This window comes from Acinetobacter sp. 742879 (assembly GCF_000588535.1).
GTDB lineage: Bacteria > Pseudomonadota > Gammaproteobacteria > Pseudomonadales > Moraxellaceae > Acinetobacter > Acinetobacter pittii.
In genome coordinates, this window is the sequence record NZ_JFYC01000052.1 from 1 (window position 1) to 331 (window position 331).

Sequence of the window (331 nt, forward strand, 5' to 3'; positions counted from 1 at the left end):
TACCAGCAATATCTGTATAAGTACCATTAGCCACACTAATGCTTGGTGCTGTACCTGTACCATCTGGTGTGAACACTGCTGTCCACGTGATGTTGTCAGTTGTAACCAATGCACTCAACGTACCGCCAATAAGAGTGATGTCATTTGCATCAAAACCAGTCACCGCCTCACTGAACGTGAAGCTGATGTTCGCTGTTTCACCTGCTGCAAGTGCAAGGTCATCCGCTGTAATCGCAAGCGTTGGTGCAACAGTGTCTACAACAAAACCGTCGGTACCATCAAGTACATCACCTGTACCCAGGTTACCTGCAAGGTCTGTGTAACTATTATC

1 protein-coding gene is annotated in these 331 nt (G+C 46.8%); it reads right to left on the bottom strand.

The features are described 5' to 3' along the window. Positions 1 to 331, bottom strand: a 331-nt coding sequence (locus J690_RS24435) for an Ig-like domain-containing protein (RefSeq protein WP_228133014.1), incomplete at both ends; no start/stop codon positions are given.